Here is a 23,386-nt window from a genome sequence, read left to right on the forward strand (position 1 = left end):
CGCGGCGGGGGCGGGTGTCGGAGAATCCTCCGCATGTCCGCTCCCATCCTCGACCTGCACTCGCTCCCGGCGATGCCCGCCACGCTCCTGCGCGCGGCCAATCCCTTCGGGAAGTCCCGGGGCAGCACCACGCTGCCAGCCCTGACGCTGCGGGCGCATGGCTGCCGCGCGTCGCCCGTGCTGCTGGATCGCTACCGGACCGCGTGTGGCTTCGACGCCGATGGCTTCCTGCCGCTCACGTATCCGCAGGTCATGGCCACGCCGCTGCACCTCCAACTGCTGAGCCTGCCCAACTTCCCGTACTCCGCGATGGGCATCGTGCACGTGCGCAACCGCATCCAGCAGCACCGCCGCCTGCCGGACACCGCCGCGCTCACCGTGGCCTGCCGCTTCGACGGTCAGCGCGAGGTGCCCGCGGGCCAGGAGTTCGACATCGAGACGCGCGTCGAAGCCCAGGAGAGCGGCGAGCTGCTCTGGCAGGCCGTCAGCACCATGCTGCGCCGCCACGCCGAGCGGAAGGACAAGGACAGCGCGCGCAAGGCCCCGCCGCCGGAAGACACGCGCTTCGCGTCCAGCCGCCCCGCGTCCTGGAGCATCCCCGCGGACACCGGACGCCGCTACGCGCGGGCCTCCGGCGACTTCAATCCCATCCACCTCACCGCCGTCACCGCGAAGCCCTTCGGCTTCTCTCGCGCCATCGCGCACGGCATGTGGACGCTCGCGCGCTGCGTGGCGGAGTCGGGCGAGGCGGCCCACGCGGACTCGCTCCAGTTGGATTGCGACTTCAAGAAGCCCCTCTTCCTTCCGTCCCGGGTGACGTTCCAGACGGCTCGCGAGTCCGCGGGCGTGGCGTTCCGGGTGCTGTCGGAGGAGGGGAAGCCGCACCTCGTGGGGCGGCTGGGCTGACGAGACGGGCGACGCGCCGGCGGGCCGGAGAGGGGCCCGCCAGACGCGTCAATCACTCAGCTCCGGGAGGTCCGGCAGACTGTCCGGGTCCAGCTTCATCAGGGCGCACAGCCGGCTCAGCGTGGGGATGGTGGGGACCATCACCCCTCGCTCGACGCGGGCCAGGACTTCCACGCCCAGTTCCAGATGCTCCGCGACTTCCTCCATGGAGAGCCCCGCCTGCTGCCGCGCTGCCTTCAGCGCGGCGCCAAGCGCTTCGGCCCGCTCTCTCCGACTCTGTGTCATCCCCCGAGCATGGCGCCATCTGGCCCGCACGTCACTTGAATCCCACACGCCCCCCTCGTGGACGGTGGCCCGGCCGGGGGGCGCCTCCCCGGGACGTGAAGTCCCCAACAGCCCGTTTCCCCCAGGCTCCAGGCGGCGCCATGCCCCCCGCCAGGCCTTCCGGAGCGCTGTCTCCGCGACCCTCGCCCGCCCCGGAGGACGGGGCCGGGTGGGGTGGCCGCGCGTCCCGGCCGTGCGCACGCTGCTGCCCAGGAGGGGCCTTGCGCATTGGCGCCGGACAGGGGCTGTGTTACGCCGCCGCACCCTGTCTTCCATCTTTGGGACCCCAATCGAGGAGAAGTGAATGACCCGTCGTCACGTGCGAGTCGTCGGCGCGATGCTCCAGAACGAGATGGGTCGCTACCTCATCACCCAGCGTCCTCCCACCGCGTCGCTGCCCCTCCTGTGGGAGTTCCCGGGCGGCCGGGTGGAGGAGGGGGAGCAGGACACAGTGGCGCTCGCCCGCGAGCTGCTCGAGGAGATGGGGGTCCAGATCCAGGTGCTCGAGCAGGTCATGCACACCCGCCACGAGTACCCGACCTACGACATCGACTTCCGCGTGTTCCGCTGCCGCCTGAGCTACCCGGACGCGGAGATCCACCACCTGCGCGTGCATGACCACCGCTGGGTGGCGCTGGAGGAGATGGGCCAGTACCGCTTCCCCGACGCGGACGCGAAGACCCTGGCCCGGCTGCTGGACCTGGACCACTGACCGTGCGCCCCACCACGCGTCTTGTCGCCGCGGCGGGCCTCCTGCTGTCCGCCGCCTGCTCCAGCTCCCGTCCCGCGCCCACGGCCTCCAACGCGCCGGACGCCGGCATGCCGCAGGTGCCCGCCACGGGGCTCGAGGGCTGTCTGCTCTACACGGATGGCCGCCAGACGGGCGCGGTGCCCCGCGAGGTCCCGGAGCTGTCCGGCCTGGCCGCCAGCCAGCGCCACCCGGGCATCTTCTGGGGACACAACGACTCCAACAACGCCTTCGAGCTGTTCGCCCTGGACGAGACGGGCGCGGTGAAGGCCACGCTGCGCCTCACCGGCGCGGATCCGCGCGACATCGAGGACGTCGCCGTGGGCCCGTGCGCGCCCGGCGGCAAGGACTCCTGCATCTTCCTGGCGGACACCGGCGACAACTTCGAGCGGCGCAAGGAGGTGCGCCTGTTCCGGTTGCCCGAGCCCACGTCCGTCGCCAACGCCACGCTCCCGGTGGAGGCGCTGCCCTTCACCTACGAGGACGGCGCCCATGACGCCGAGTCCCTGATTGTCGACAGCCGCTCCGGGCAGGTGGGGATCCTCACCAAGACGCGCGCGTCCCTGGGCGACCTGTACGCGGTGGAGGGATTGAAGCCCGGCGCCACCGGCAAGGCGCGCAAGCTGGGCACCCTGCGCGTTCCAGATGACGTGGACCGCCTGTCCACCGCCGCCGCCCTGCACCCCTCCGGCGAGCGCCTGCTGGTGCGCACGTACACCCGCGTGTGGGAACTGCGCCGCCCGGACGCGAAGCGGCTGGAGGACTTCGTCCAGGCGCAGGTGGTGGAAGTGCCGGGCGCCAGCCAGGCTCAGTCAGAGGCGGTGACGTTCCTCCAGGACGGCCGCGGCTACCTGTTGGGCAGTGAGTTCGTGGGCGAGCCCCTGGTCCGCTTCGACTGCCGCTGATCGGACAGTCACGTCCGGTTTCGTCATCGTCCTGTCACGCCCTGCGGTTGACGGCTTGGCGGGGGTGACCATCTTTGACCGGCTAAGGGAACCGTCACACGACATGGTGTCTGTGTGTACGGGGGAGGGGGAGGGCGAGCGTGCCGACGATGAAGCCACAGGACCTGCCGCCGGGGATGGGCCCGCGCGGAAAGAAGAGCGACAAGCCAACACCCACGAAAGGTGGGTTCAAGTTCGGCTCACCACTGGGCTACATCCTCCTGCTCGTGCTGGGGTTCCTGCTTTTCCGGAACGTGTTTCAGGACGCGGGCGTGCGCCGGGTGTCGTACAGCCAACTGCGCGACGCGGTGGAGAACAATCAGTTCAGCCGCGTGCAGATTTCAAACGAGTGGGTGAAGGGCTTCCTCAAGGACAACGCCCAGCCTCCTCCGGGCGAGCGCGGCACGCTGCGCAGCGAGCCCAGCGCCCTGCCGTGGATGGCCTACCGCGTCCCAGGTGACGAGGGCCTGGTGCCCCTGCTGGAGCAGAAGGGCATCCAGTTCGAGGCCGTGCCGCAGTCCAGCTTCAGCGAGGTGTTGTGGATCTGGCTCATTCCCATGGGCCTGCTCATCCTCTTCTGGAGCTTCATGATGCGCCGGATGTCCGGCGGCATGGGCCAGGGCCCGCAGAGCGTCATGTCCTTTGGCAAGACGCGCGCGAAGGTGCAGGCGGAGTCCGACACTGGCGTGGGCTTCAAGGACGTGGCCGGCGTGGACGAGGCCGTGGAGGAGCTCCGCGAAATCGTCGAGTTCCTCAAGACGCCGGAGAAGTTCCGCCGCCTGGGTGGCCGCATCCCCAAGGGCGTGCTGCTCGTGGGCCCTCCGGGCACGGGCAAGACGCTGCTCGCGCGGGCCGTGGCCGGTGAAGCGGGCGTGCCCTTCTTCAACCTCTCCGGTTCGGAGTTCGTGGAGATGTTCGTCGGCGTGGGCGCGGCCCGCGTCCGCGACCTCTTCGCCCAGGCCACCGCGAAGGCGCCGTGCATCATCTTCATCGACGAGCTGGACGCCATCGGCAAGAGCCGCAACTCGGGCGTGGCCGGCGGCCATGACGAGCGCGAGCAGACGCTCAACCAGCTGCTCGCGGAGATGGACGGCTTCGACAGCCGCGCGGGCCTCATCATCCTGGCGGCGACGAACCGTCCGGAGATCCTGGACAGCGCGCTGATGCGCCCGGGCCGCTTCGACCGGCAGGTGCTGGTGGATCGCCCGGACAAGCGCGGCCGTGAGCGGGTGCTGGAGATCCACGCCAAGGGCGTGAAGCTGGCCACGGACGTGGACCTCAAGGTGATTGCCTCGCGCACGCCGGGCTTCGCCGGCGCGGACCTGGCCAACGTGGTGAACGAGGCGGCGCTGCTCGCCGCGCGCAAGAACCGCGACGCGGTGATGCGGGCGGACTTCGAGGAGGCCATCGAGCGCGTGGTGGCGGGTCTGGAGAAGAAGAACCGCCGCATGAACGAGCGCGAGAAGGAGATCGTCGCGCACCACGAGGCGGGCCACGCGGTGGTGGGCTGGATGCTGCCCTACGCCGAGCGGGTGACGAAGGTGTCCATCATCCCGCGCGGCCTGGCGGCGCTGGGCTACACCATGTCGCTGCCGCTGGAGGACCGCTACCTCATGTCGCTGGACGAACTGCGCGACAAGATGGCGGGCATGATGGGCGGCCGCGCGGCGGAGGAGATCTTCATTGGCGAGGTGTCCACCGGCGCGTCCAACGACATCAAGCAGGCGACGGAGATCGCCAAGATGATGGTCCGCGACTACGGCATGAGCACGCTGGGTCCGGTGGCGCTGAGCGGTGAGCAGGGGCCGGGCTTCCTGCGGTCCGCGGGTTTGCCGGAGTCGCGCAGCTACTCCGAGCAGACGGCGCGGATGATCGACGAGGAGGTCCGCAAGATGGTCTCCGAGGCGTTGGACCGCGCCCGGGACGTGCTCAACACGAACCGCGAGAAGGTGGAGGCGCTGGCGGCGAGGCTCCTGGCGACGGAGGTCATCGAGGAGGAGGCGATGACCCTCATCCTGGGGCCCAAGGTGCAGGCGCAGCGCGGCCTGCTCCACCCGGAAGCGCGCTCGGTCATCTCCGCGCACCCCGTGGGGGGCACGGAGTCCGAGCCGCCGGTGCCGCCCACGCAGCACGCCGAGGGCAAGCTCAACTCATAGAGCAAGCCTGCCTGCCCTCCGGGCAGCCCTTCGCCCACCGGATCCACCGCCAGCCTGCGGTGACCGGTGGGCGAAATTACTTTCCAACGACAAGGAGGCGTCGCCGTGGAGAACCGGATTGGAAAGAGCTACGTCGCGCGGAAAGCGTTGTTCGCCAAGGGCCTGAAGGACGGCCGGCTCACGGTGCAGGAGATCGAGGAGGCGCTGCCCGCGGGGACTCTGACGGCCGCCGAGCGGTGGCTCCTCTACTACTCCCTTCGCGCCGCGCAGGTGGAGATTGTCGACGAGGTGACCGGGCAGGTGGATCACGGCTTCATGGCGGAAGCGCCGCCAGCGGCCCCGTCCAACCACTAGGCGCGTTGACAGGACCGTCCTCGCGGTTAGGTTCGCGCCGCTCATCGAGGTTCGTTTCTTCCAACCCCTGGCGCAGGTTCGACAATGGACGGCAATCCCCGCAGCGACGAGACCCCGGAGACCCAGGCCCCCGCCGACACCCAGGCGGAGGCCGCTGACTCCGGCACGCAGGCCGAGGCCGCCCAGGACGGCGAGGTGGCGCGGCTGCAGGCCGAGCTGGAGGCCTCGCGCCGCCGGGTGAACGAGCTGGCCCGGGGGCTCCAGGACCTCACCAAGGACCGCGAGGAGTTCAAGCAGCGCATCACCCGCGAGCGGGAGCGCATGCTGGACGTGGAGCGCGGCAACGTGGCCCACACGCTCCTGGAGGCCATTGACGAGCTGGAACTGGTGCTCAACTCCAGCCAGCAGGACACGTCCCCCGTGGTGCAGGGCGTGCGGATGATCCGCGACAGCCTGCTGTCCAAGGCCCAGGCCACCGGCATTGAGCGCATCCAGGTGGTGGGGCGCCCCTATGATCCGAACGTCGCCGAGGCGGCGGACATGGAAGTGACGCCCATCCCCGCGGACGACCAGAAGGTGGTCGCCGAGTTCCGCGCGGGCTACCGCCTGAAGGACCGCATCATCCGCCCCGCCCGGGTGAAGGTGGCCCGGTACGTGGCCCCAGCCCAGGCTTGAAAGTCCAGGCCTGAAGTCCCTAGGGCCCGCGACCCCACGGGTGTCGCGGGCCGGGAAGAGGGGAGGCCACCGGACTGTTGGGCCCTGACGCCATGGCCCGCCGTGTAAGCTGCCACCCCGTGTCCGTCCGACTGTTCAGCGTCCTTTTCGCGGTGGCGCTCGCCCCGGTGGCTGGCGCCGCCGAGGATCCGCTCAAGCCCTGGCTCCAGGCCCGGGTGCGCGAGCATCTGGCCTACTTCGCTTCCCCTTCGCTCGCGACCGTGGACGCCCCGGCCACCGCGGGCGTGTCCTCGCTGTGGCGCGAGCGCCCCGCGGGCTACGCGGGCCTGCCCCACTTCACGCCCCCCACGTCGCTGGCGCCGCTGATCCGCGCGGTGGAGGCGGGCGTGGTGAACATCACCACGGTGGGGCCCGGCGCGGTGGTGGGCGCGGTGAAGCGCTCCACCGGCTCCGGCTTCGTGCTGACGCCCGACGGGCTCGTCGTCACCAACAACCACGTGGTCGCCAACGCGCAGGGCCCGGCGGTGAACCCCACCGGCTCCGGCGTCACGCCGGGCAAGGACGGCCCTCGCGAGGTGCCGGTGCAGCAGGTGTCCGTGCGGTTGGCGGACGGCCGCGAGTTCCCCGCGGACGTGGTGGGCCGGGACGCGTCCACGGACGTGGCGCTCCTGCGGCTGAACGGCGCCGGGCTGGGGACGCTGCCCGCCGTGTTCCTGGGCGACTCCGACGCGCTGGAGGTGGGGGACTGGGTGGTGGCCATCGGCAACCCATTCGGCCTGGACCACTCGGTGGCGCACGGCATGATTTCGGCGAAGGAGCGCGTGCTGGGCGTAGGCCAGTTCGACGACTTCATCCAGACGGACGCGCTGATCAATCCCGGCAACTCCGGCGGCCCGCTCTTCAACATGAAGGGCGAGGTGATTGGCGTGAACACCGCCATCATCAGCGAAGGGCAGGGCATCGGCTTCGCGGTGCCCATCAACCTGGTGAAGGACCTGCTGCCCAACCTGCGGGAGAACGGGAAGCTGGAGCGCGGCTGGCTGGGCGTCGTCATCAACGAGGACGGCGCGGACCCCACCGCCACGGCGCCGGTGGTGAAGGACGTCTACCGGGGCAGCCCCGCCGCCCAGGCGCACATCCGCCCCGGGGACAGGCTGGTGGCGGTGAACGGCCGGCCCATTGGCAGCTACCTCCAGCTCCTGCGCAAGGTGGCGCTGCTTGCGCCGGGCACGGAGGCGAAGCTGACGCTGCTGCGTGACGGCGGCACCCAGGAGGTGGCGGTGCGGCTCGTCGCCCGGCCCGCGCAGGAGGCCACGGAAGGGCTCTCCAACCGGGGCGGCAGCAGCGCGAACGACCTGGGGCTGGTGCTGCGGGATTTGACGCCGGAGGTGGCCGCGCCCCTGGGCTACGAGGCCTTCCTGGGCGCGCTCGTGTCCGGCGTGGTGCCGCGCAGCCCGGCGGAGCAGGCCGGACTGCGCGCGGGCGACGTCGTCATGGAGGTGAACCGCCGCCGCGTGAAGGATGCCTCCGGCGTGAAGGCCGCCCTGGAGCGGGGCAGCGCCGGGGCCAGCATCCTCCTGCGCGTCCAGCGGGGCGACGCGCTCCAGTACATCGCCATCGCCCGCTGATCAGGCTCCGACGCCGGCCGCGCTACTTGCCGCCCGCGTCCTTGCCGTTGAGCCACAGCCCCAGCTGGTTGCCGGTGCGGCCCTCGGTGACGAGGACGGCCTCGATGCGGGCGTTGACGCCGTAGTTCTTCCCGCCGCCCTTCTTGGGCAGCGTCCACACCGACTGCGGGGTGAAGACGACCTGCGCGCGCACGCCCCGCGCCGTGAACATGCGGTTGAAGGTGCCGCCGTTCCACATGTCCGGCGCCGTGCCGCTCACCGTGAGGTAGTTCATCACCGGGTTGCCCTGCGAGTCCGTCTTCTTCGGGGCGCCGTGGCACAGGCCGTACTTCCCGCCCGAGAAGAAGGGCGTGATGTTGATGGTGAACTCGTTGGTGCCGGGGTTGAAGTCACCGGGCGACAGCATGCCCGCGTCGTCCTCGGTGACGATCATGTACAGGCGCTTGCCCGTGTACTTCTTGCGGAAGGCCTCCGCCTGCTGCTTGCACTGCGGATCCACGAGCGCCCCGTCACACTCGCCCACGTACTTCTCCAGGAAGGCCCCCAGCCCGCCCAGGGGCTCGGACTCGTCACGCAGCTTCGCGAAGCGCGAGTCGACGTCGGCCAGGGCGAGCGTGGGCACAAGGAGGGCGAAGGCGGCGGCCAGGATGCGATTCACGGCGGGAAACTCCGGAAAAAGGGGGGGAAGGACAGCCCGGGGATGGTGCCACTCCCGCCACGCCGGGGGCAGCGCTTTCCCGTGAAACGGGACGTGGTGTGTCATGGTGAGTCAGGGTGCTCCAGGGTGGATGTAGGTGATTATTTGCCTACATCTGGCTACCGTGTAGTTTGCCCCTGTCCCCACCTGTTTCGGAGCCCTCCCCGAATGATCACGCAGCCCCAGGAACGCCGCTCCAATCTTCGCTTCGACAAGATTTTTACTGTGTACCTGTCCACCCAGGACGGGATGATGCGGGGCATCGGCCGCAACATCAGCGCGCGGGGCATGTTCATCGAGGTGCGCGACTCGCTGGGGCTGGGCGAGAAGCTGAAGGTGACGTTCGCGGGCGAGGACGGCACGGAGATGACGTGCCTGTGCGAGGTCCGCTACCAGGTGGCGCTGGCCTTTGGTCGCAAGGACGGGCGTCCCGGCAACAGCCGCGGGGTGGGGCTGCGCATCGTGGCCTACGAGACCATGGACGACGCGCCGCTGCTCCTGGTGGACCGCGAGCGGGTGATGCACTGAAACACCACGGGGCACGGCCCTTCCCGACTGAAGCGGGAAGACACCGTGCCCCGGGGGGGCAACGCGGGGAGCTGGCTTGAGGCCGGTTACTGCGAGAAGCCTTCCAGCAGGTAGTGGGCCTCGATGCGCTTGAGCGCCAGGATCATGGCGGCGCAGCGGCTGTCCACGGCCTTCCCGATGCAGTACGGGCGGCTGTCGTGCATCTCCGTCTTGCGCGGCTGGTTGCGCGAGATGTCCCGGATGATGCGGTAGTTGCGCTTCATGGCGCGCTCAAGGCGCTGATCGACTTCCGCCTCGCTCCAGCGCTCCATGCGCTTGTTCTGGATCCACTCGTAGTAGGACACCGTCACGCCGCCGGCGTTGGCGATGATGTCCGGGATGAGCTCGATGCCGCGCTTCTGCAGGACGCGGTCGGCCTCCGGGGTGGTGGGGCCGTTGGCGCCCTCCGCGATGAGCTTGACCTTGAGGCGCTCCGCGACGTCCGCGGTGATCTCGCCACCGAGGGCGGCGGGGACGAGGATGTCCGCCTGCACGTCCCAGAGGTCCTTCTTCTCGATGCGCTGGGCGCCGGGGAAGCCCACGACGGAGCGCTTGAGGTTCTTGGGGTCCGCCACATAGGCGGCCAGCGCGTTCACGTCGATGCCGTCGCCGTTGAAGATGGAGCCGTCAGCGTCGTTCACCGCGAGCAGGCGCGCGCCCATGTTCCCCAGGATCATGGCGGCGTGGCTGCCCACGTTGCCAAAGCCCTGGATGACGAAGGTCTTGCCCTTCACGCTCTCGCCGCGGTCGGCGTAGTAGTCCTCGATGCAGAACGCGACGCCCTGGCCGGTGGCCTTGCCGCGGCCTTCCGAACCACCGATGCGCACGTCCTTGCCGGTGACGATGCCGCGCAGGTTGTGGCGCTCGCGCTCACCGTCGGAGAACTGGCGGTAGAGGAGCGCCATGATCTCCGGGTTGGTGCCCACGTCCGGCGCCGGGATGTCGATGTTCGGCCCGATGAGGCTCTTGAGCCGGTACATGAAGCGCAGGGTGATGGCCTCGATCTCCTCGCGGCCGTACTCGCGCGGATCCAGCTGGATGCCGCCCTTGCCGCCGCCGAACGGGACCTCCGCGATGGCGGTCTTCCAGGTCATCTCCGCGGCGAGCGCCTTGAAGAGATCCAGGGACACCTCGCGGTGGTAGCGCAGGCCGCCCTTGTAGGGGCCACGGGCCTGGTTGTGCTGGACGCGGTAGGCCTTGAAGCGCTGCGACTCACCGGGGACCAGCTGGTACACCAGACCGTCCGGCAGGCGCAGGTGGCCGTGGCGGATGGCGACGTCGGAGCCCAGCAGGGCGCGGCCGTTCAGGATGAGGTTGCCGTTGGCCAGGCGCTCCAGGCCTTCGGGGTTGCGCACCTGGGTGACGGACAGGTCGGCGAAGGACTTCGCCGCCTCGGCGGACAGCGGCACGAGCCGGTCCTTGAGCTTCGCGGTGACGTAGAAGATGTGCTCGTAGTCGGGCTCTTCGAGCTCCAGACGCACCCGCTTGTCCAGGCCGATGAGATCCGCCGCGTAATTGAAGATCTCCATCGCCTCCGTGTAGATGGTGCGCTTGGGCGTAGGGGCCGGGGCGCGCATGAAAGTCTCTTCGCTGGCCATGATGGAACGTGCTCCTTGAGGGCCCACCCGGATGGGGGCCACTGGGGAAAGCGGCGCCCTTATGAGCACAGCCGCCACGGGGATTCAACCAGTCTGGCGGCAGGCCATTTCTCCAAATTATGGAGAAAAGTCGCGGGCTTAGCCGACGCGGTGTGTCACCCCAACGGATGCGCCGTGTCATGAATGTCATGGCTTCTGGGGGATAGAAGCGGGCGTGGAGGCGGGGGCTCGAAAATCCCCGGAGAAACTCCTTGCCGGGTCCGGATGCGGATGGTACTTACGCGCCGCTTTCGGTGCGCCGACATAGCTCAGTTGGTAGAGCAACTGATTCGTAATCAGTAGGTCTCCGGTTCAAATCCGGATGTCGGCTCCAAGAAGAGAAAGGCCGGTTGCCCCTGTGGCAGCCGGCCTTTTTCGTTTTCGCGCTCTGGAGTCTCGCGTGCGTCTGCCGTGGCTGGTGTTGTGCCTGTGGTGGGCGCTGGTCGGGTGCGGCGGCGGGACGCGGGTCGTCCGGCTCGACACGGGGCGCGGTTCACCGGTTGTCCATGTTCCTCGTGCGGAAGGAGTGGGCCGGCCGGTCGCGCTTGGTGGTGAGGCTCTGAAGGCGGCGGTGGCTCGGCTGGCTCCGGGGCTTCGGTTGTCGCCTCGGGCTCAGGACGCGGCTCGACGCCTCTTCGAGGTGGAGTCCCGGAGCGGTTCGTACCTGGTGGATGTGCAGCGCCGTCGCATCACGCCACTCGGGCCCGGGGAGTCACTGGACGCGGAACTGTCGCAGCCGGATGTGGAGCTGACTCGCGCGTACTTGCGTTGGTGTGGACGGACCGGACGCGCGGGTGACTGTCTGGGGCTACTGAAGGAGAGCCCGGTCGTCACGGAGGATGCTCGCTTCGCCCTGGCGCTCGCGCTGGCGAAGGGGGCGGTGCTGGACGAGCTGTGGGACGCCGTGAAGGACATGGCGAATCCCGAGGCGCTGGTGCAGGCGGCGTTCTGGACGGCGGCCACGTATGCGTTGCTCTGGACCGTGCCTGAGCCCGCGACGAAGGGCGTGGCGGCGGTTCTTACGGCAGCGCTCATTGGCTACGTGGGCATCGATACGTTCTGGGCACTCATCCAGGGCTTCCGGCACCTGATGGCCGAGGCGGACGCGGCGCTGACGTTCGATGAGCTGCGCGGGGCGGGGGAGCGGTTCGGCAAGGTGATGGGCCGGCAGGCGGCGCGGGCGTTCGTGATGCTGGCGACGGCTGCGATTGGGAGTACAGGCGCGACCCTGAGCGCGAAGCTTCCGGGCTTGCCAGGAGCGGCTGGGGCCGCTGTCCGGACCGAGGCGGAAGCCGGTGTGGTCTACGCGGCCGTGGGGCAGGTCGAGACTGTCGCCATCGCCGCGGACGGCTTCACGTTCGGCCTCGCGCCTGGTGCAGTGGCGATGTCCTCAAGTGGAACGCGTGGCGGCGGGAGCGCTTCGTCTGGATTCAAGGCATGGCAGACGCACCGAGGCATGACGAAGGCGCGAGGAAGCGCGGGCCCGAACAGGGAGTGGCATCACATCGTCGAGCAGACCGAAGGTAATGTCCGTCTATTCGGTCCTGACTCGATACACAATACCGAGAATGTCATCGCCCTGGACAAGACGCTCCACGACCTGGTCAGCGCGTTCTATTCAAGGAAGCGTGCCTTCATCACCGGCTCCCCGGACATGACAATTCGAGAGTGGCTGAGTACGCAGTCGTATGCGGCTCAGCGGGAATTTGGCTTGCTCGCAATTGAGAACATCAAGGCTGGGATGTGGCGATGACCCTGGAAGCCCTCGTCAAGCAGTTTGCCGACAACGTTGCCGCTCAGACTGATGCCATTTTCCAGCCGGGAGCCGACCCGGACGATCGTCACGGCGACCTCTACATCCAAGCGTTCAAGGAACTTCGTGCTCAGGGTGATGCCGGGCGTGAGGCGCTTGCGAGCCTGTTCACACATGAAAGGGCTGATGTCAGGGTCGCGGCTGCTTCATTCTTGCTTCGCTATCGGACCGCTGAATCCAAGGCTGTTTTGAATGAAGTGGCTCAGCGTAAGGGGTTCTTTGCCTTCGAGGCGGGGCAGGCGCTGAAACGCTGGGAGGAGGGCACCTGGGCGCTGGATCCAGAATAGCGAGCGGGCCGGCGGTCTCACGCGGTGAACGCACCACTCGGGTGCTCAACATGGCACCCTGCTCGACGGGAGGCGCTGGGTGCGAGGCCGAGGGAAAGCAGCAAGACTGACGGGTGAGGACCGGCTGGAGATTCGGCGGCGTGTCATCGCTGGCGAGACCTTCGAGCCGTCAGGCGCTTGCTGCGGCGGACCTCGACGCCGCGGGCGCGATGAGGAGCACACGGTCCGGCACGTGAAGGCAGAAGCACGTGCGCTCCTCCTTCCGCTCCAGGCTGATGCGCCACTCCAGGCTGCTCACCAGCCGTTGGGTGATGGCCAGCCCCAACCCGGATCCGCCCTCCTTGGTCGTCACCCACGGGTTCCAGATGCTGTCGCGCAGCGCCTCGGGGACTCCGGGCCCGGAGTCCCAGCACTCCACCCGGACGCCCCCCTCCGCCAGTGAGGCGCTCACTCCGAGACGTCCCCCGGACTCCACCGCCTGCGCTCCGTTGCGCAGCAGGTTGGCGAAGACCTGCAACACCATGTCCGGATCCGCCAGCACCACCAGGTCCTCCGGCACCTCCACGGAAACGGAGAGCCGCTTTTCCTCCACGGGCTCGCGGATCAGCTCCAGGGCGCGCTTGAGCGGACCCACCAGCGCCACTGGCGCGAGCTGAGGCGCGGGAGACTTCAGCTTGCGCAGCGTAGCGAGCATCCGCTCCAACCGCGCAACTTCCTCGCTGCCAATCTCCACGTCCTGGGGCTCCAACGTGTGGCCTTTGCCGCTGCGCCTGAGCAGGTAGCGGAAGAAGTTCAGCGGGTAGGCGATTTCGTGCGACAGCTCTGCGCCCAGCAGCCCGAGCGTGAACCGCTTCTCGTCGCGCGTGGCCTCCACGTCACTGCGCCGCAGGGCCTCCAGCTCCTTCAGCGCCTCGGCGTGGTGCAGGGACACCGCGCCCAGGCTCGCGATGGTGGCCAGCAGCGTGAGGTCCTCGCTGGTGTAGAGGGCGGCCTGGTGCTTGGGGGGCAGCAGCAGCACTCCGCGCAGCCGCCCCAGGGAACGCATGGGCACCACGAGCAGGCGCTGCCACGGCGTCTCCAGCGTCCACACGTGCTGGCCTGTGTTGAGCCGCTCCCGCGCGTCCTCGGGGAGGTTGGGGACCGACGTCAGCTCTCGTGCCTCCAGCACGCGCACGGGGCCGCTGGTGGGCAGCCATCGGGACACGACCGCCTCCACGGCCTGACGGATGGCGGGCATCTCGTGGAGGCTGGAGAGCTGGTCGCTGAGCTGTTCGATGCTGGGGCGGAATTGCGACGCGGCTGGGAAGAACAGCCACAGCGTCAGGCGGTTGCAGGCCATGAGCCCGCCCACCAGCACGGGGACGGAGAGCAGCGTGGGGAGCCACGTCTCCACGCCCTCGCGCACCAGCAGCCGCAGGGCGAGCCAGGTCAGGAGCGCGCCGCCCAGCGACGCCAGGACGATGGGCCCCGCGAGCAGTCGCCGCGACAGCACCACGTCCGTCTCCAGGATGTTGTGGCGCACCAGCGCGAAGCCGATGGACAGCGGCAGCAGCGGGATGACGAAGGGCACGAACAGGTGCACCACGCCGCTGCCGGACGCGAGCGCCACGAAGAAGCCCACGGCCAGCGTCGCGGGCGCGGCGGCCAGTCCCCACGCGGCGGACAGCAACTCGGCCCGCTCCCGCCCGCTGCCCCGGCCCAGGCGCAGCACGATGGACAGCAGCAGTACGGCCATGCTGGCCGGGACGCCCTGTCCCACCACCTGGCGCGTGGTGGACGCGTCATGCCCCAGCCATGGCGCGACTACCATCCACGCCGCGGCGCCCACGCCCCAGGCCGTCACCGCCAGCAGCACCGTGCGCAGCACCGCGCGCCCACGCTTCGGGGGCTCGGGGAAGGCATAGGCCAGCCACAGGAAACCCAGGTCGAAGCCCACGCCGCCCAGGGAGAAGGCCGCCGGGAGCCCCGCCGTCGTGTGGTAGTCGTAGAAGCTCAGGAAGAGCAGGTACGCGCCCACCGTCCACGCGGCGTAGGCGCGTGCGCCCGGGCGGTGTCCCGCCATCACCAGCACCACGCCTCCCGTCCAGAGGAGGAAGAGCGCCACCACGGCGTAGAAGCCGAAGAAGAAGCCCACCTCGTTGGTGCCCAGCGCCAGCAGGGGGCGCCGCACCTCGCGTGGGCCTTCGGACGTGGAGAAGGTGAGCCGTGCTTCCGTGGCCCCGTCTCGCGCCAGCGCGGCGATGCGCGCGGCGGCGGCCTGGGACGGGAAGGGGAGCTCGCGCGGCAATGCCTGTCCTTCGATGGCGACGAGCCGGTCGGGATACTTGAGCGGAAGCCCCTCCTGCGCCCAGGCCGGCATGGAGACGTTGGAGAAGTCCGCGTACGGATCCACGAAGAGCCCGGGGAAGGGCGCTCCGAAACCGCGCCAGGCGTTCACCGCGGCCGCGGCGGCCACTGCCAGCAGCAGGGCCACCGCGGTCACGGCGAGCCACGTCACGGACCTGGATTGGCGCCAGGGGACGTTGCCGGAGGAGGGCATTCGCGCAAGCCTATCCCACCTCGACCCGTGGCTTGCGCGTGGTCAGGATGGCGCGGAGGAGGATTCCAGTAGGCGTCCCGGGCCGCCATACCGGGTCGAACGCACTGCCTCCTCCGAATATGAACCGCTGGAGCCAGCGTCCTCCCTTGCGTCCCAGCTCCGCCCGCAGCGCATCGAGCCACGGCAGGAGCTCCTCCGCGTCCGCGGGGAATGCGGGGGTGACCAGCTCGTCACGGAGCGTCTCGAGCGCATGCTCCAGCCGGAGCGCCAGGGCGCCGTGATCGCGATTCCCCTCGGAATCCAGCAGGGTGTCGTCCCCATCCCAGAGCGCCATCAGGTGGCGCGCCAGCCACATCAGGGACTCCCTCCACCGGGAGGAGGACAGCAGCCTGCGCGCCATCACTCCGCGCACCCGGAGGTAGCCCGAAAGCAGGCGCTGACCCTCGGCGTCCAGGTCGTCTCCCGGTGTCACCGCATGGACCTGGACCCAGTTGTACCAGGCCAGTGCGCGAATGATGGCTGGCTCGGACTCCGCCACGCCGCGCGCGGGGAGCCGGCTCGGGCAAGAGCGGGTGAGCAGCAGGGCGAAGCAGACGGGGTCCGCCGCCGCGAGCATGGCCGCGAGGGCGTTGACCCTGCCTGCGCCGAGCTTGGGGTTGTGGCCCTCCCGGTCCCACGCGTTGAAGTGCTCGTGCGCGGTGCCGGGGCCGTCATCCACGAGAGGAGGAACATCCGCGGTCCGCTGGAGGATTTCCCGCAGCTCGTGCACGTGCAGGTGTGGCGCCTGGCGCAGCACGACGGCGGTGGCGGCGGTGGCCAGCGCGGAGGCCACGCTGGAGTCATCCACGAGTCTCTCTTCGATGCTCGTCACCCGGTACATCTCACCCGGAGCGCTGAATGCGACCGCGGGGCCGAACCGGTTGATGGGGGCGCAGAACGTCTCGTTGTACCGGCGGTACCACCGGCCCGCGGTATCCGTGGAGGAGACCGCGAGCACCTGCGGCTGGCTGGCCAGCTCGTCGGCGCCCAGGGCATATGAGACGGGTCCGTCCCGGCAGTGGTTCTTGGTCGAGTCGCCCACGGCACAGAGGATGGGGACACCCCTTCCCCCGCGCCCCACCCGCTGCGCCTCGCGGAGCACGGCCCGGAGATGGCGCGGGGTGCCCCACAGTGCGTCGCCCATTGGAATGAGGACGAGGTCCGCCTTCCACGCCTGGATGGCGTGCGCCAGGATGAGCGCGAGATCCGTGGGCGCGAGCCACGAGCTGTGCACATCTGCTTCGGTGGGAACGAGGCGGAACAGCCCCAGCTGGACGGTGGGGCCCAGGGCTTCCTGAAGCGTGGCCGCCATGCGAGTGCCATGGCCCACCTCGGTGGGGCCCCGGTACCTGGACAGCGGGCGCGGCAGCCCATGGAAGACCGGAGGCTCGAAGCCCTCCGGGAGCTCATCGGGGAGTCCCGAGAAAGACTCATCGATGATGGCGATGCGGGGCGTGGGGTGCTCCGGTCCGAGGAGGGCATTCGCCTGCGTCAGCCCGATGAGGTCGAGCGCGGACACGAGCAGTGACTCCTCGTGGGCGACGACCTGGGGCTCGGGGATCTCGCCGTGCTTGGGTATTCCTCCCGCGCCCTGCCACAGGTCGAGCAGGGGGAGTTCGGTGCACACCTCGTCATCGATGCCGACGAAGCCATCCACCCTGTCCTCGGTGGAGAGCACCAGGCCTCCCCGGCGGGCGCACAGGACGGGCTGCGCGGTGACGAGCTGGGGGCCGGGTGGAGGAACCTCATGCTGCCCCATGAGGTAGAGCTGGAGGTCTCCGATGACGGCCTGCGGGGTGTGACCGTCGAGCCCCGGGCCAGACCAGACGACGAGCGTCTTGTCGCCATACATGGCCATCAGCTCTTCATCGAGCTCTTCGTCCAGAATGACCCTTCGCGCGTATCCGAGGTGCTTCAGGCCCATAGCGCCCCCTCCGCGACGACGGCGAGCCGCCGCCCGAGCTCTTCATTCCTGTCGGCATCGCCCTCGGGGCGGATCCCGTGCGCGAGCCTGGCGAAGCTCCCCAGCCACAAGGCCAGTCGCTCCAGCCGGGCCTCCCTCGCAAGCGTGATCGCGGAGTCAAGCAGCGCCGGCATGGCCCGGACGAGGCTCCCGGAGGGAAGGCCCAACACCGACGGGACGCTCACCCCGCGCGTCCGCTCGTCCTCGGCGCAGTCCAGCGCGTCGTCCATGCACTGCAAGGCGAAGCAGAACAGGTCGTAGCTGCGCTCCAGCAGTTCAGCCCGCCGCGCCTGTCCGGTCTGCCGCAGCAGGCACCTCGCCGCCGTTCCTCCCCAGCGCAGCTTCTCTCGCGTCTGGATGGCGTACGTGCGCGGGTCCAGCTCACGCCGCGCCATCGTCCGCAGCTCCAGCGCGGTGCCGCGACGCAGCGAGGTGAGGGCCCGCGCGAGGGCCTCGCGCGCCACCCGTCGGTCGCCCGTGGCCGCCGTCAGCTCGCGCTCCCACTGACGCAGGAAGATGCCGCGAAACAGCAGCAGCCCCATGTCGGGAGCGACCTGACAATCCACGAGCCGGTCAGCGATGAGCCCATGAATGGCTGCGCAGTGGTGCGCGGCGCGGTAGTGCGCGAGCGTGGCGTCGGAGACGAGGCGGGTGCCGGGGTGCTCTGGATCCTCCGCCACATACCCGGGAAGGTCGCGGTTGATGTCGAGCACCCAGAACTCCTCCCAGGCGCCGGTGGGCTCCTGGGTGATGCCCAGACGGTGGGGCAGGGTTTGTCCGTAGTCCTGGAGCGGAGTCGGAAGGCGGCGGAGGACTTCCTGGAAGGTCGCGTCCATGCTCATGGCGGCCCCCTCACCAGATGTCAGAAACGAAGTGGTACCAGGCCAACCCTCGGAACTCGCTGCTCCGGGTGTTGACCGCCGCGAGCGCGTTCGCGTGCCTCTGTCCCCACGTCCCCTCTGGGGCATACGCGCGCATCGTCTCGAGCACGCGCTGGAGCCGGGTCGGGTTGCCCGGATCCGCCGCGTAGTCGCTGATCCGGAGGTGGAAGTCCTCCACCTCTCCCGGCTCCTTGGAGAGCAGTTCGCGCCAGAAGTGCAGCGCGTCCTGTGAGATGCGGTTGCGGAAGTCGGGCTGGGCGTAGGGCCCGATGGGCGAGATGGGCGCGTACTTCAGCTCGGACAGCAGGGCCTTGAGCCCCGCGCGCTGTTTGTCGTTGAAGCGAGCATCCGTGGGCGTGCCGTCGACAGCGTTCAATGAGGCCAGGATCGCGTTGGCTTCCACTTTGGCTTGACCGGTCGATTTGATGAACAAGGCATCTCGCAGCGCCTTCACGTTCTGGCCGCCGTCGTTCTCGTTGAAGAGCGCCTTGAGCACCCGGCGCACCGTCTCTCGCTGATCGTCGGCGACCCTGTTGGGAACGGTCGTGGGGGTCCTCTGTGTCTCCTCAGCGGTGGCCTCGTTCGTCTTCTTCTCGTCCGTCATGGCGATTCCCCTCCCTTGGCACTGCGCGAAGGCCTGCCATGGCAAGGATTGAACCAATGCCTTGTCCCACGGGGGCGCCGCGGGCTTCCGTCGTGCGGGTGGACGTTTCCGACCAGTGTCGCGCGATGGTTGGTCGGTTCCGTCCACGACTCCGGGCGTTGGGGCCGGGACCACATGCGAGGGTATTCCGTGCCGGTGGCACATGGCTTGCGGTGTCTTGGACCGCAGGAGTACGAACCCGACTGGCCCATGAACATCCTCATCGTTGACGACCAGCGCAGTGCGCGTCGCATCCTCGCGAGCATCCTGTCCACGCAGGAGGGACTGGTGCTGCATGAGGCGTCCTCGCTCGAAGAAGCGCGGAGGGTGCTGACAACCACCGCCATCGATATCGGGCTCATCGACGTGCGGCTGGACGCGGACGCCCGCAATCGGGATGGGCTGGTGCTGGTGGCGGAGATCCGCGAGAAGTTCACGGCGCTTCCCGTCGTCGTCACGGCCTCCAGCGAAATGGAGGAGATCCGCGCGGCCATGCGCGCGGGGGCGTACGACTACATCCTCAAGGACGAGCTGTGCGAGGAGTTGGTGCTCCCCATCATCCAGGGGCTGGGCAGCCGGCGCCGGTTGGAGCACGAGGTGCTGCGCCTCCGGGCGCGCCTCACCCCTGAGACGGGCATCCAGGGGCTGGTGGGCACCTCTGAAGTCATTGGCCGGCTGCGCACCGCCATCCAGCGCGTCGTCCTCTCGGATCGGCCGGTGCTCGTCACCGGGCCCACGGGAGCGGGCAAGGAGGTGGTGGTGCGCGCCATCCACGCGCTGGGTCCGAACTCAGCGGATCCGCTTCTGGACCTCAACTGTGGCGCCATCCCGGAGCTGCTGATGGAGTCCCAGCTCTTTGGCCACGAGCGGGGTGCGTTCACGGGGGCGGATCGGCGCCAGGACGGCTACCTCACCGCGGTGCGCCGGGGCACGCTGTTCCTGGACGAGCTGGCCGAGCTGCCGTTGTCCCTTCAAGCCAAGCTGCTGCGCGTGCTGGAGACCGGGCGATTCCGCCGGGTGGGGGCTACCGCCGAAGAGCACTTCCAGGGACGGGTCGTGGCCGCCACGCACGCGAAGCTGGAGGAGCGCGTGCGCCAGGGGCGCTTCCGGGAGGACCTCTATCACCGGCTCAATGTCCTCAACGTGCGCGTGCCCTCCCTGGACGAGCGCACCCAGGACATCCCCGCGCTGATGGCCCACTTCTGCCGCCAGCAGCCGCGCCCGCTGCGCTTTTCCCAGGAGGCAGTGGAGGCCCTGTCCCGGCGATCCTGGCCGGGCAACGTCCGGCAGCTCCGCAACTTCATCGATCGCCTTGCTGTCTTCTGTGACGAGGATCCCATCGGCGCGGAGACGGTGGCTGCCTATCTGGAGCCCTCGCAGGGCCCGGTTCCCGCCGAGGACGGTCTCATGGCGATGGCGCGCGCCATCCTGCAGCTGCCCGTGGCGAACAAGCTGGAGGCCATCGAGTCCACCCTGCTCAACGAGGCCATGGCGCTCGCTGGCGGCAACAAGAGCGGCGCGGCGCGGCTGCTTGGCATCGGTCGTAAAGCAGTAGAGAGACGGTTGGAGCGCAAGGACGAGCCGCCCGAGGTGGAGTAGCCCGCGGGCCTCGGACGCTTTCGTCCATCGTGCCCGTGCCTCCTGGCTGAAGCCGGCCAATGTGCACTGGGTGGATTGCTCCCGCCACCGCGTTCTCCCTCGCGGGTCGGCGCGTGACGGTGACGGCACGACGGTTGCTGTCCTCTGGATGACGGACGGAGCGCCAGGCCCGGCGTCGCCCACTCCGCCCAGGGGGAAACATGCCATCGAAGAATGCTTCGCTGCTGCCTCATTACGAGTCATTGCGCGGTCAGCTCCAGCACGCGCTCGTCGTGGACGCGCAAGCAGGAGAGCTGCTGCACAGCCTGCGGACGCTAGATGCGCCTTTGGCGCAGCTGTTGCCGCAGAACGTGGTGGCGGCGACCGCGCCGCATCTGGAATTGGCCTTCGCGTGGTACCCGGAGAACGCCCCGCTGAGTCTCTACTTGTATTGCAACAATGTGCCCGTTCCCGGCTCGAGGGGCATCTTCTCCGGCGGGCGGCTCTTCCTCCCCATCCCCGCATCGATGCTGAAGCCCTCCGGGACGGAGAACGAGCTGGTAGCGGTCATGCGCTTCCTCATCGGAGGCTGGAAGTACCAGCTCTGGGTGGACGTGGGCGGCCAGCGCGAGCTGCTGGACCAGGGCCGCGACAATGACCCTGGCAGCCCGAACGACGACAGCTTCATCCGCACCGTGCGTTTCGGAGGGGGGCAGTCATGAGCATGCGCATCCGCTCCGAGCAATTCAGCAGAGGGCTCATCGTGCTCGCGGGAGTGCTGGCCTCGAGTGCCAGCGCGCAGGACCTTCCTCCCGAGATCTCCGCGGTCAACGCCACCGACTCCGCGGCCAAGCGCGACAGTCAGCCCACGGTGGACCCGTGGATGGCCTCCTCCTCGACGGCGCTCTTCGGCCGGCCGACGGTGGGTGAGTCGTTCAAGTTCTCCAGTGAAGCCAGCAGTACCGGGACGGTGCTGTCGGTCGGCTTCTCACCCGGCGCGCTATGGGCTCCGGGCAATCCGAAGCTGACGAACCTGCAGGTGGCGAGCGCCTACAGCATTGGTGACGGCATCGGATCCTTCTCCCTCAAGTGGGCCGCGCCCTTCCGGGACGTCCGCACCTTCTCCACCGCGGACTGGCAGCGGGTCTCGGATGCTTCCGTGAAGGCCTACGAGGCTTGTGACGCCGAGGTGAAGGACAAGAGCGAAGAGGGTCTGGCTCCGTGCCTGGAGAAGCGCACCGCCGCCGAGGACTCGGAGATTGCCCGCATCCGCCCCGGTCTGAGCCTGGGGGCCAGCGTGGGTTACGGGTTCCGCTCCCAGCGGCTGGAGCGGCTGGCCGCGAACGTTGCCTACGATCAGAAGCTCTGGAGCGGAACGTCGCTCATCATCAACGCGGACATGGAGTCGCAACTGCGGGAACTTCCGCAGGAGGACGGCGGCCTTCGCGTGGAGCGAGCCTGGCAGGCGGGAGGAAGTGTGGGCCTGGCCTGGAGACCCGGGGTGGCATTCCTGAAGCAGCGGCTGGAGCTGTCCGCGGGCGCGAAGGTGCTCCAATGCCTCCAGAGCTGCGGGGAGAACCCATCGAGCGTGAAGTTCGGCCCCCAAGCCAGCTTCGCCCTGGACAAGAACACGGTGCTCGGCGCGTCCGTCAACTGGACGGGCGAGGCCTCCAGCCTGAGGGATGCGCTGGTGGGCGTGGCCGTGTCGCACAGCTTCGGGTTGCTCAAGTAGCGGCGCTGCCGGGGAAAGCGCCCCCCGCTTGTAGGCGCGGCGGGCTTCACAAGGGGACAGGGGAAGGCCCGCCCTGGCCGGCGGACCCCCTGGAGACCTGAACCCGCCGATAAGCGCAAGGCTGCCCGCCGGGCTGCTTCCTCTGGTACGGAGGGGGGAATCTGTCGCACAACATCGCCCGTTAACTGGCGCGTTCGGGTGGTCTAGAACGCCGCCGGCCCTCTTCTGGAGCAACAACCGTGAGCAGTCTCATGAAGGAGTCCGTGTTGCGCGTGCACCACTGGACTGACACCCTCTTCAGCTTCGTCACCACGCGGGACCCGGGTTTCCGCTTCGCCAGCGGCCAGTTCACGATGATCGGCCTGGAAGTGGAGGCCCGCCCGCTGCTGCGCGCCTACAGCATGGTGAGCGCGCACTATGACGACCACCTCGAGTTCCTGAGCATCAAGGTGCCCGGCGGGCCCCTGACCTCCCGGCTGCAGCACCTGAAGGAGGGCGACAACATCCTGGTCAGCAAGAAGGCGACCGGCACGCTCGTCCTCAAGCACCTGCTGCCCGGCAAGAACCTCTACATGCTGAGCACGGGCACGGGCCTGGCCCCCTTCCTCAGCCTGGTGAAGGACCCGGAGATGTACGAGCAGTTCGACCGGGTCATCCTCACGCACACCTGCCGCCGCGCTGAGGAGCTGGCCTACCACGACCTCTTCCTCCACGAGCTGCCCCACAACGAGTTCTTCGGGGAGCTGGTGAAGCAGAAGCTCACGTACTACCCGAGCGTCACGCGCGAGGACTTCCGCAACACGGGTCGCATCACCGACCTCATCCAGAGCGAGAAGCTGTTCAAGGACGTGGGCCTGCCGCCGCTGAACCCGGAGGTCGACCGGGTGATGCTCTGTGGCAGCCCCGGCATGCTCTCGGACCTCACGACCATGCTGGAGGAGCGCGGCTTCCGGGAAGGCACCCCCGGAGAGGCCGGCCACTACGTCACCGAGAAGGCCTTCGCCGAGCGCTGAAGCGGCCACGACCCCGCGGACTACTTGAGCGGGTTGTAGCCGGGTTTCTTGTAGAGGCGGTCCCACTGGCCGGCGATCTCCGGCCGGTAGACGGCTTCCGGCCAGTCCGTCGGGGAGACCTCTTCGATGGCGACGGAGATGGCGCCCTCGGTGCTGCCGAGGGCCTCCATCACGTCCTTCACGATCCGCTCGGCGAGCTGGGTCTTCTGCTGCTCGGACTTGCCGGGGTAGAGCTTCACGGTGACGTGGGGCATGGGCCGAT

General features: G+C 69.0%; 22 protein-coding genes and 1 tRNA gene. 15 read left to right on the forward strand and 8 right to left on the reverse strand.

Annotation, left to right across the window (positions count from 1 at the left end; translation table 11 throughout):
• Nucleotides 1–33 precede the first annotated feature (33 nt).
• Nucleotides 34–906, forward strand: a complete 873-nt coding sequence (locus GTZ93_RS32570) for a MaoC family dehydratase (protein WP_139915140.1) — start codon at nt 34–36, stop codon at nt 904–906.
• Between the two features lie 48 nt (nt 907–954).
• Here GTZ93_RS32570 and GTZ93_RS32575 read toward each other — a convergent pair whose 3' ends face one another.
• Entirely contained in the window at nt 955–1,191 is a 237-nt protein-coding gene (locus GTZ93_RS32575; protein WP_043321491.1) for a helix-turn-helix domain-containing protein, read from the reverse strand.
• Nucleotides 1,192–1,534: 343 nt separating this feature from the next.
• On the opposite strand from GTZ93_RS32575, the gene GTZ93_RS32580 reads away from it, so the two are divergent.
• The 6 genes from GTZ93_RS32580 to GTZ93_RS32605 all read left to right on the forward strand — a co-directional run bounded on the left by GTZ93_RS32580 (nt 1,535) and on the right by GTZ93_RS32605 (nt 7,735).
• Nucleotides 1,535–1,942, forward strand: a complete 408-nt coding sequence (locus GTZ93_RS32580; protein ID WP_120574332.1) for a (deoxy)nucleoside triphosphate pyrophosphohydrolase — start codon at nt 1,535–1,537, stop codon at nt 1,940–1,942.
• Nucleotides 1,943–2,049: 107 nt separating this feature from the next.
• The gene (locus GTZ93_RS32585) at nt 2,050–2,883 is read left to right on the forward strand and encodes a hypothetical protein (protein ID WP_257978920.1); all 834 of its coding nucleotides are present in this window, start codon (nt 2,050–2,052) and stop codon (nt 2,881–2,883) included.
• Between the two features lie 149 nt (nt 2,884–3,032).
• Nucleotides 3,033–5,078 carry an ATP-dependent zinc metalloprotease FtsH gene (ftsH, locus tag GTZ93_RS32590; RefSeq protein ID WP_390624972.1) on the forward strand — a complete coding sequence of 682 codons (2,046 nt, stop codon included), beginning with the start codon at nt 3,033–3,035 and terminating at the stop codon, nt 5,076–5,078.
• 105 nt (nt 5,079–5,183) lie between these two features.
• On the forward strand, nt 5,184–5,432 hold the full coding sequence (locus GTZ93_RS32595) for an RNA polymerase sigma factor region1.1 domain-containing protein (protein WP_121776733.1): 249 nt from the start codon (nt 5,184–5,186) through the stop codon (nt 5,430–5,432).
• 84 nt (nt 5,433–5,516) lie between these two features.
• The gene (locus tag GTZ93_RS32600) at nt 5,517–6,107 is read left to right on the forward strand and encodes a nucleotide exchange factor GrpE (RefSeq protein WP_139915138.1); all 591 of its coding nucleotides are present in this window, start codon (nt 5,517–5,519) and stop codon (nt 6,105–6,107) included.
• Nucleotides 6,108–6,199: 92 nt separating this feature from the next.
• Nucleotides 6,200–7,735, forward strand: a complete 1,536-nt coding sequence (locus GTZ93_RS32605; RefSeq protein WP_167548524.1) for a trypsin-like peptidase domain-containing protein — start codon at nt 6,200–6,202, stop codon at nt 7,733–7,735.
• A gap of 22 nt (nt 7,736–7,757) precedes the next feature.
• Here GTZ93_RS32605 and GTZ93_RS32610 read toward each other — a convergent pair whose 3' ends face one another.
• Nucleotides 7,758–8,393 (reverse strand): DUF6066 family protein, encoded by a 636-nt coding sequence (locus GTZ93_RS32610; RefSeq protein WP_121751921.1) that lies wholly within the window; start codon nt 8,391–8,393, stop codon nt 7,758–7,760.
• A 207-nt stretch (nt 8,394–8,600) separates the two neighbouring features.
• Here GTZ93_RS32610 and GTZ93_RS32615 point away from each other — a divergent pair, with 207 nt between their 5' ends.
• Nucleotides 8,601–8,960: a PilZ domain-containing protein gene (locus GTZ93_RS32615; RefSeq protein WP_120574325.1), complete on the forward strand. Its 360-nt coding sequence runs from the start codon at nt 8,601–8,603 to the stop codon at nt 8,958–8,960.
• An 86-nt stretch (nt 8,961–9,046) separates the two neighbouring features.
• Here GTZ93_RS32615 and GTZ93_RS32620 read toward each other — a convergent pair whose 3' ends face one another.
• The gene (locus GTZ93_RS32620) at nt 9,047–10,597 is read right to left on the reverse strand and encodes a Glu/Leu/Phe/Val family dehydrogenase (RefSeq protein ID WP_120574324.1); all 1,551 of its coding nucleotides are present in this window, start codon (nt 10,595–10,597) and stop codon (nt 9,047–9,049) included.
• A 297-nt stretch (nt 10,598–10,894) separates the two neighbouring features.
• Between GTZ93_RS32620 and GTZ93_RS32625 the strand changes: the two genes are divergently transcribed.
• The 3 genes from GTZ93_RS32625 to GTZ93_RS32635 all read left to right on the forward strand — a co-directional run bounded on the left by GTZ93_RS32625 (nt 10,895) and on the right by GTZ93_RS32635 (nt 12,736).
• A tRNA-Thr gene (locus GTZ93_RS32625) sits at nt 10,895–10,970 on the forward strand.
• A gap of 66 nt (nt 10,971–11,036) precedes the next feature.
• On the forward strand, nt 11,037–12,389 hold the full coding sequence (sitA5, locus tag GTZ93_RS32630) for a SitA5 family polymorphic toxin (RefSeq protein WP_139915136.1): 1,353 nt from the start codon (nt 11,037–11,039) through the stop codon (nt 12,387–12,389).
• Nucleotides 12,386–12,736 (forward strand): DUF2019 domain-containing protein, encoded by a 351-nt coding sequence (locus GTZ93_RS32635; protein ID WP_139915135.1) that lies wholly within the window; start codon nt 12,386–12,388, stop codon nt 12,734–12,736. Before sitA5 ends, GTZ93_RS32635 begins: the two co-directional genes overlap by 4 nt.
• Before the next feature lie 169 nt (nt 12,737–12,905).
• Here GTZ93_RS32635 and GTZ93_RS32640 read toward each other — a convergent pair whose 3' ends face one another.
• From GTZ93_RS32640 to GTZ93_RS32655, 4 genes are read right to left on the reverse strand one after another with little or no spacing between them, the layout of a single operon-like run.
• The gene (locus GTZ93_RS32640; protein WP_139915134.1) at nt 12,906–15,275 is read right to left on the reverse strand and encodes a sensor histidine kinase; all 2,370 of its coding nucleotides are present in this window, start codon (nt 15,273–15,275) and stop codon (nt 12,906–12,908) included.
• A 10-nt stretch (nt 15,276–15,285) separates the two neighbouring features.
• Nucleotides 15,286–17,238: a S8 family serine peptidase gene (locus tag GTZ93_RS32645; protein WP_139915133.1), complete on the reverse strand. Its 1,953-nt coding sequence runs from the start codon at nt 17,236–17,238 to the stop codon at nt 15,286–15,288.
• Entirely contained in the window at nt 17,229–18,119 is an 891-nt protein-coding gene (locus GTZ93_RS32650; RefSeq protein WP_139915132.1) for an isoprenoid biosynthesis enzyme family protein, read from the reverse strand. Before GTZ93_RS32650 ends, GTZ93_RS32645 begins: the two co-directional genes overlap by 10 nt.
• Nucleotides 18,120–18,129: 10 nt before the next feature.
• A complete protein-coding gene (locus tag GTZ93_RS32655) occupies nt 18,130–18,762 on the reverse strand; it encodes a hypothetical protein (RefSeq protein WP_139915131.1) in 633 nt (210 codons plus the stop codon).
• Nucleotides 18,763–19,011: 249 nt separating this feature from the next.
• Between GTZ93_RS32655 and GTZ93_RS32660 the strand changes: the two genes are divergently transcribed.
• The 4 genes from GTZ93_RS32660 (at nt 19,012) to GTZ93_RS32675 (ending at nt 23,124) form a co-directional block, all read left to right on the forward strand.
• A complete protein-coding gene (locus GTZ93_RS32660; protein ID WP_161663188.1) occupies nt 19,012–20,400 on the forward strand; it encodes a sigma-54-dependent transcriptional regulator in 1,389 nt (462 codons plus the stop codon).
• Between the two features lie 200 nt (nt 20,401–20,600).
• A complete protein-coding gene (locus tag GTZ93_RS32665; protein WP_139915129.1) occupies nt 20,601–21,101 on the forward strand; it encodes a hypothetical protein in 501 nt (166 codons plus the stop codon).
• A complete protein-coding gene (locus GTZ93_RS32670) occupies nt 21,098–22,111 on the forward strand; it encodes a hypothetical protein (protein WP_120574315.1) in 1,014 nt (337 codons plus the stop codon). Before GTZ93_RS32665 ends, GTZ93_RS32670 begins: the two co-directional genes overlap by 4 nt.
• A 239-nt stretch (nt 22,112–22,350) precedes the next feature.
• Nucleotides 22,351–23,124 carry a ferredoxin--NADP reductase gene (locus tag GTZ93_RS32675; protein WP_219629029.1) on the forward strand — a complete coding sequence of 258 codons (774 nt, stop codon included), beginning with the start codon at nt 22,351–22,353 and terminating at the stop codon, nt 23,122–23,124.
• Between the two features lie 20 nt (nt 23,125–23,144).
• Here GTZ93_RS32675 and GTZ93_RS32680 read toward each other — a convergent pair whose 3' ends face one another.
• Nucleotides 23,145–23,378, reverse strand: coding sequence for a tautomerase family protein (locus GTZ93_RS32680; protein WP_139915128.1), 234 nt, complete (start codon nt 23,376–23,378; stop codon nt 23,145–23,147).
• Nucleotides 23,379–23,386: the final 8 nt, after the last annotated feature.

It is taken from the genome of Corallococcus exiguus (assembly GCF_009909105.1).
Taxonomy (GTDB): Bacteria; Myxococcota; Myxococcia; order Myxococcales; family Myxococcaceae; genus Corallococcus; species Corallococcus exiguus.